Origin of the sequence: Thalassovita gelatinovora, from assembly GCF_001458355.1 — a bacterium.
Lineage (GTDB): Bacteria > Pseudomonadota > Alphaproteobacteria > Rhodobacterales > Rhodobacteraceae > Thalassobius > Thalassobius gelatinovorus.
On the sequence record NZ_CYSA01000006.1, the window covers coordinates 1 to 6039 of the forward strand.

Annotated in this window: 8 protein-coding genes and 1 tRNA gene; 6 read left to right on the forward strand and 3 right to left on the reverse strand. The window is 56.7% G+C overall.

The features are described from left to right. Positions 1-456: 456 nt before the first annotated feature. Both TG4357_RS02455 and TG4357_RS02460 read left to right on the forward strand, forming a co-directional pair. Positions 457-1554, forward strand: a complete 1098-nt coding sequence (locus tag TG4357_RS02455) for a primosomal protein N' (replication factor Y) - superfamily II helicase (RefSeq protein WP_058261297.1) — start codon at positions 457-459, stop codon at positions 1552-1554. Then, positions 1547-2245: a nitroreductase gene (locus tag TG4357_RS02460; protein WP_058261298.1), complete on the forward strand. Its 699-nt coding sequence runs from the start codon at positions 1547-1549 to the stop codon at positions 2243-2245. Before TG4357_RS02455 ends, TG4357_RS02460 begins: the two co-directional genes overlap by 8 nt. A gap of 10 nt (positions 2246-2255) precedes the next feature. On the opposite strand, the gene TG4357_RS02465 is transcribed toward TG4357_RS02460, so the two are convergent. Next, positions 2256-2672, reverse strand: a complete 417-nt coding sequence (locus TG4357_RS02465; protein ID WP_058261299.1) for an Hsp20/alpha crystallin family protein — start codon at positions 2670-2672, stop codon at positions 2256-2258. A gap of 136 nt (positions 2673-2808) precedes the next feature. Here TG4357_RS02465 and dtd point away from each other — a divergent pair, with 136 nt between their 5' ends. From dtd to TG4357_RS02480, 3 genes are all read left to right on the forward strand, one after another. Then, positions 2809-3246 carry a D-aminoacyl-tRNA deacylase gene (gene dtd, locus TG4357_RS02470; protein ID WP_058261300.1) on the forward strand — a complete coding sequence of 146 codons (438 nt, stop codon included), beginning with the start codon at positions 2809-2811 and terminating at the stop codon, positions 3244-3246. Positions 3247-3420: 174 nt separating this feature from the next. Beyond that, a tRNA-Met gene (locus tag TG4357_RS02475) sits at positions 3421-3497 on the forward strand. A gap of 379 nt (positions 3498-3876) precedes the next feature. Then, positions 3877-5244, forward strand: coding sequence for a hypothetical protein (locus tag TG4357_RS02480; RefSeq protein WP_139193702.1), 1368 nt, complete (start codon positions 3877-3879; stop codon positions 5242-5244). Positions 5245-5251: 7 nt separating this feature from the next. Here TG4357_RS02480 and TG4357_RS02485 read toward each other — a convergent pair whose 3' ends face one another. Beyond that, positions 5252-5596 (reverse strand): DUF2190 family protein, encoded by a 345-nt coding sequence (locus TG4357_RS02485; RefSeq protein WP_058261302.1) that lies wholly within the window; start codon positions 5594-5596, stop codon positions 5252-5254. Positions 5597-5598: 2 nt separating this feature from the next. After that, positions 5599-5841, reverse strand: a complete 243-nt coding sequence (locus tag TG4357_RS19630) for a phage head-tail joining protein (protein ID WP_074647247.1) — start codon at positions 5839-5841, stop codon at positions 5599-5601. 24 nt (positions 5842-5865) lie between these two features. Between TG4357_RS19630 and TG4357_RS02490 the strand changes: the two genes are divergently transcribed. Next, the coding region (locus TG4357_RS02490) for a transposase (protein ID WP_144433916.1) at positions 5866-6039 on the forward strand (174 nt) is incomplete at its 3' end.

Sequence of the window (6039 nt, forward strand, 5' to 3'; positions counted from 1 at the left end):
GAGGATATCGCGGGTGTTTGCTGTGATCGTTTGCTGAGCCATTTTGATGTCCTTGCGTCTTAAGTAGGGGCAGTCACGCGCCGTTGATTACCTAAACGACACTACAGACATTCATTTTAGCGCGATATTATCCAAAAGTAATTTTGCTCCCCTATTAAGTATATAAACCCCCATAAACTAACGAGCTTCAAACCCAACCAGAAGCAAAAATAATGCTCAAACTGAGATGATCGCATCAGATTTGGGAAATAATTTGAGGATCGAATCCCTAAAAAGTCGCGCTATTTCAAAGGGGTAATATTTCCTAGGACAGGCCTCCCTTTTGGGCATTTGCAGCGTTGGAACAGGAGGACATGGTTTTTATTGTGAATTTTCAAAAAGTCGGCATTTATACCTATAGCAAAGCACTGAAAAACAAGACCTTTATACTGTTTTTAATAGGAAGGGCCTGCAGAAATGGCTTCTACTGAACACCGTTTTCCCTGTGATGAATGCGGCGCAGACTTACGATTCGACCCTGAACAGGGCCAACTGGTCTGCGATCATTGCGGGTATACGGCCGAGATGGCGCAAAGGTCGCCCCGCACCGGCGGTATTCAGGAGCTGGATTTCAAACACGCGCTGGACAACCTGTTGCCAAGTCAAGATTTCGAAGAAACCCGGGTCAGCAAATGCCCCAATTGCGGTGCCCAGATCGAACTGGACGATGCCACTCATGCCGCTGAATGCCCCTTTTGCGCCACGCCTGTGGTCACGGATACCGGCGCACATCGTCATATCAAACCGCGCGGGGTGCTGCCCTTTGCCCTGACCGAAGGACAGGCGCGCAAGTCGATGACAGATTGGTTGGGCCGATTGTGGTTCGCACCGAACGGTTTGCAGGAATACGCCCGCAAGGGGAGAAAGATGGAAGGCATCTATGTTCCATACTGGACCTACGACGCCGACACCAAAAGCAGTTATCGCGGTGAACGGGGGGTGGTGTACTATGAAACCCGCACGGTGATGCGCGATGGCAAAAGGGTGCAGGAACAGGTGCAAAAGGTGCGTTGGTATCCCGCTTCGGGGCGGGTGGCGCGGTTTTTCGACGATGTGCTAGTTCTTGCTTCACGGTCTTTGCCGAAAAGCTATACCGACGCTTTGGAACCTTGGGACCTGGCGGCGCTGGAACCATACCGGCCCGAATTCCTGGCCGGGTTCAGGGCGGAAGGATACACGGTCGATCTGGACGAAGGCTATGACGAGGCGCGCCGTCACATGGACCGGGTGATCGAACGTGATGTCCGTTTCGATATCGGCGGCGACCGGCAGCGTGTTCACGACGTTCAAACTCAGATCAGCGATGTCACCTTCAAGCACATCTTGTTGCCTGTTTGGCTTGCTGCTTATAAATACCGGGGCAAGACCTATCGCTTCGTGGTGAACGGACGGACGGGACAGGTCCGGGGTGAGCGGCCTTGGTCGGTATGGAAAATTACCATTGCTGTCGTTCTGGGCCTGATCGTGGCGGGAGGCATTGGATATCTGATAGCGATGAGCGAAGGTAATGTCTGATCCCCAAACCAATCCGTCGGATGGCGACTTCGGTACGCTTTCCAGCCTCCTGCACGATCGGCACAGTTGCCGGGGCTTTCTGCCCGATCCGGTTCCGGATGCGCATATATCGAGGATTGTAGAGGCTGCGCAGAGAGTTCCCAGTTGGTGCAACGCGCAGCCTTGGCAGGTGATCATCACAAGCGGAACCGAAACCGACCGGTTTCGCGATATGCTTTATGCAGCGGCGGTGACGGAAACGCCCGAACCGGATCTGGATTGGCCAAAGCGTTATACCGGAGTCTACCAGTCGCGCCGCCGCACCTGTGGCTTGCAGCTTTATGATGCTGTCGGGGTGGAACGTGGCGATCGGGCAGCGTCGGGGCAGCAAATGCTGGAAAACTACCGGCTTTTCGGTGCGCCGCATGTGGCGATCATAACCAGCGACCGTGATCTTGGGCCTTATGGTGCGATGGATTGCGGCGGTTTCATTGCCGCTTTCACGCTCGCCGCTCAGGCTTTGGGCATCGCATCAATCCCACAAGCAGCGGTGGCGGCTTTCGCCTCCAGTTTGCGGGATCATTTCGATATTCCCAACAATCGCCTGATCCTGTGCGCGATATCCTTCGGCTATGAAGATATCGATCACCCCGCCAACCGGTTCCGAACGGAACGGGCACCGCTGAGCGAAGTGATCGACTGGCGCAAGTAAAGCAGGGGCTTTAACCCTTGTTGATCTTGACCTTGGTGCCCTGCTTGGCCTCAGGGCCAACCTTGGGAACAATCACCTGCAGCACACCGTCTTTCAGATGCGCTTCGACTTTATTGCCATCGGCATCTTCTGGCAGGCGGAAGGATCGGCTGAAGGACCCGTATTGCCGTTCGGAAAAGAACCAGGTTTCGCCTTTCTCTTCCTTCTGGGAGGATTTTTCGCCCTTCACGACGACCACGCCGTCATGCACAGATATGTCGATATCTTTCTCTTCGACCCCGGGCAGTTCCAACGAAATCTTGTAACTGTCATCCGTGGTCGATGCCTCTGACGCCGGCGCCAGCCAATCCGCCATTTTCTGACCAAAGTTTCGCAACGGCTCATACAAGTTCGGCCAAGCCCCGGCGGTATGGGATTTTTCCACCATTGATTTTCTCCTCTGTGTAAATGTCTGCATCCACTATTCGGAATCGGATGAAGGCGTGCATTGACTCGTATCAAGTCCGCTTGCAGTCGGCTCTGGATTGATCAACCATTAGGGCAGGTAGATTGAGGAGAGATGAATGCGCGCAGTGTTGCAACGGGTCGGTCGGGCTTCGGTCTCTGTCGCTGGCGAAATGATCGGGCGTAGCGGCCCGGGGCTGTTGATTCTCATCTGTGCCATGCAGGGCGACGGCGAATCACAGGCCGATCAGATGGCGACCAAGATTTCCAAGCTGCGCATTTTCAAAGATGATGCGGGCAAAATGAACCGATCATTGCTGGATGTTGGCGGGGCGGCTCTTGTGGTGTCGCAATTCACCCTGGCCGCCGATACGTCACGTGGCAACCGCCCGGGGTTTTCCGCTGCTGCTGCGCCGGACAAGGGCAGGGCGCTTTATGAATTCTTCGCCCAAAGGCTTGCCGCGCTTGGTGTGCCGGTCGAAACCGGGGAATTCGGGGCCGACATGCAGGTGGAGTTGATCAATGACGGCCCGGTCACGATCTGGATGGAAACCTGAGGCGCAATATTGCCGGACACGTGAAAGGTTTTGGAGGGTCCCAAAAGACCAGTCATAGCGCGCGTAAAAGAGACCCCGCCCGGAAAAATAAAAAAAATGTAACATCGGGGGCGATCTGGTCTGAATTGGCCTTGTGCTCCCCCGTGAGTTCCCATAAACCGCTCCAACAAGTGACGCGGGGTGGAGCAGCCCGGTAGCTCGTCAGGCTCATAACCTGAAGGTCGTAGGTTCAAATCCTACCCCCGCAACCAAAAATACCTACAAGATACCAAACACTTAGGCCGCCCTCCGGGCGGCTTATGTGTTTTTGGTGTGTCTCAAACCTGTGCTACACGTTCCCCAAAGATTACAAATGCTTACGAGCATCCCCGATTTCTCCGTGCGACACTAACGCGACACGGGACCGGGTAGATATTCCGCAGGTGTTCACGGCCGATGGCGCTCGCCGTCCAGTTTGGTTGGAATGGCCAGAGGCCCAGCCGTTGACGACCCTCCACGACTTTCGCACTTGACCAGCATGCTCGGATTTCTGATCCTTGCCGGATGCTCCCATTCTCGACTGAATTTCCCGTCCTACCCAGCGACAACCGCGCGGCCTTCGCGGCCGAGGTTGTCGCATGGCTCCGTGGAATGCAGCATCAAACAGTGCTTTCGAGCAAATCAGAGGCAGAACTGGACGGAGCGAACGTCCATGTGCGCTCTGATACTGGCGAAGAACTCCGAATGCGGGAGCTTCAATCCAGCGATGGTTGGAGCGCGGTTGGCGTTAGGCACGATTTCCCAGATCATGTCGGACGCATATGGCGCACGGAATGCGTGCTGAAGCGTGCGGCCGCCGAGGGCGGTCAGGACCTTGTGCGCTTGAAAACCCAGTGTATCGCGACGACACCGGGCGCACGACTCGATACCCCGCGGAAACCTTACTTGATCAAGGCGCTCCTGAAGAATGGGTGGGGCGGGAAGGACCTGCAGCTGGCTGTCTCTGACCAACCTGTTTGGCTCGAGAACAATGACGAAGGTCTGTTATTGGCCAAGGCGGCGACTCTCGGCGCTGCGACGAAGTGGCTCCCGACCGTCTACATCTCGGCGACGGGGGCATCTTCTTGGGTTCTAAGCCAACCTGAGATCGAGAAATTGGCTTATGATCTCGGTGGAATCGCCCATGTGGTTGTGGAGCCAGATCGCGCGTTTTCTTTCGATCTACGCGAGGAGACCGAAGCGAGCAACGCCTACGGTGGAACTCTGGGACTGTCTGCGCCAGGTCAAGGAGTCGTCAGGCGGTATTATCTAGGCTGGCAGATTCAAGACGGAGGCGAGCTAGCAGCTGCAGTCAGGATTGCAGTGTCGAATCTGCGGAGCCAGATGCCGACCTTCGGGTGGGATTGGACGGAGTTGCAGGAGCAGGCTCTTCGCGCTCATCGAGAACGCGAACGGAGTCGGCTGACCGTCGCTGAGAGCGAACAGCTTTACCTAGAAGAGATTGAGAACCTGCAGGACAAGATTCGCACGCTTGAGCAGCAGCTTAGCGTTGGCCCGGCTGAAAGTGTTGGCACTGATGAAGGCGAGTTTTCGACCGACAACCTCGTTCGGCGGATCGGCCCAGAGGTTTATTCGGGAGAGATCTCCGACAGGCTACGATTTGCGGCCAGGACCACATTGTTGGTCTCGGATCAGATCGGGCTTGATGGAAGGTCGAGGGCCATACTCCAACGGATCGTCGATCGGCTGCCCGTCTCGCCCGCACTCGCTGAACTGACCCAAGATCTCGCACGTGCAACGAAGGATCCTAAACGAGTTGCTAGCGAGTTGACGGCGCTCCTTCGCCGACACGGCTATTCCGAGAAATCCGACAACAAGCACATTCGGCTTGAAGCGGAGAGAGATTACGATGGCCTCGAGTCCATCACGCTTCCGAAGACCCCGAGTGACAACAGGGGCCTCAAGAATCTTCGAAAGCAGATCGAACGTACGTTCGGTATCACAAAGTTGGCAGAATGACTGCTCCTCACGCCGCCGCCGTCGCGATTCCATCCAGCCGCACTGCAACGCTGGTGACGCTGTTCCCGGCCGCTTCGACGGCGACGCCGATGGGGAAGCGTCCGGCAGCTGGGGTGGTCACTTCCTTCGCCGTGTTGTCCCATGCCACGCGGGTGCCGACCGCGAGGACCGCCGCGCTGGCCTTCGGCAGATGGAACACGCCGGTGGTGGAGAGCTCGACCGGGTCTCCCTCGGTCGATGAATAGGCGGCGACGCCGAAGATGCTGCCGACGATCAACGGGTCGCCCGAGGCGATCCCTCCCGCAGGCGTAGTGACGCGGACGATGTGACCGTTCTGAATGTAGTTCTGCATGATCAGAGCCCTTTCGAGGATTGGATGCGGACCACGGCAATGCGCGCCGTGGTGCCGATGATCTGCCGGTTGAGGTCGCCCAGCGCCGCTGCCATTTCCGCGTCGCTGGCGTAGGTCACCCGCTTGCCGTCGTATTCGACGGTGCGGATGCCCTGATAGCGAGCGGCCATCAGAGCATCTCGCCAAGTGGTGAGTTGGGAGAGGTCTGGACCTGTCGCGGTTTGATGCCGCTCCTTTGATAGCATTTACTGCAACAAAGGAGACGAACTATGGGCACAGGAAGAACGGATGAATTCCGCAAAGACGCGGTGCGAATTGCGCTGACCAGCGGGCTGACACGGCGACAAGTTGCGGATGATCTGGGCGTTGGGCTTTCGACGCTGAACAAGTGGGTGAACGCGCACCGTGGCACGGATGTGGTATCTCCCGAGGATCGCGAGCTT

What these genes read in the sequence shown, in the direction of transcription:
- TG4357_RS02455 (WP_058261297.1), top strand. Translation starts at nt 457, where the DNA reads ATGGCTTCTACTGAACACCGTTTTCCCTGTGATGAATGCGGCGCAGAC.
- TG4357_RS02460 (WP_058261298.1), top strand. Translation starts at nt 1,547, where the DNA reads ATGTCTGATCCCCAAACCAATCCGTCGGATGGCGACTTCGGTACGCTT.
- TG4357_RS02465 (WP_058261299.1), bottom strand. Translation starts at nt 2,672, where the DNA reads ATGGTGGAAAAATCCCATACCGCCGGGGCTTGGCCGAACTTGTATGAG.
- dtd (WP_058261300.1), top strand. Translation starts at nt 2,809, where the DNA reads ATGCGCGCAGTGTTGCAACGGGTCGGTCGGGCTTCGGTCTCTGTCGCT.
- TG4357_RS02480 (WP_139193702.1), top strand. Translation starts at nt 3,877, where the DNA reads ATGCAGCATCAAACAGTGCTTTCGAGCAAATCAGAGGCAGAACTGGAC.
- TG4357_RS02485 (WP_058261302.1), bottom strand. Translation starts at nt 5,596, where the DNA reads ATGCAGAACTACATTCAGAACGGTCACATCGTCCGCGTCACTACGCCT.
- TG4357_RS19630 (WP_074647247.1), bottom strand. Translation starts at nt 5,841, where the DNA reads ATGCTATCAAAGGAGCGGCATCAAACCGCGACAGGTCCAGACCTCTCC.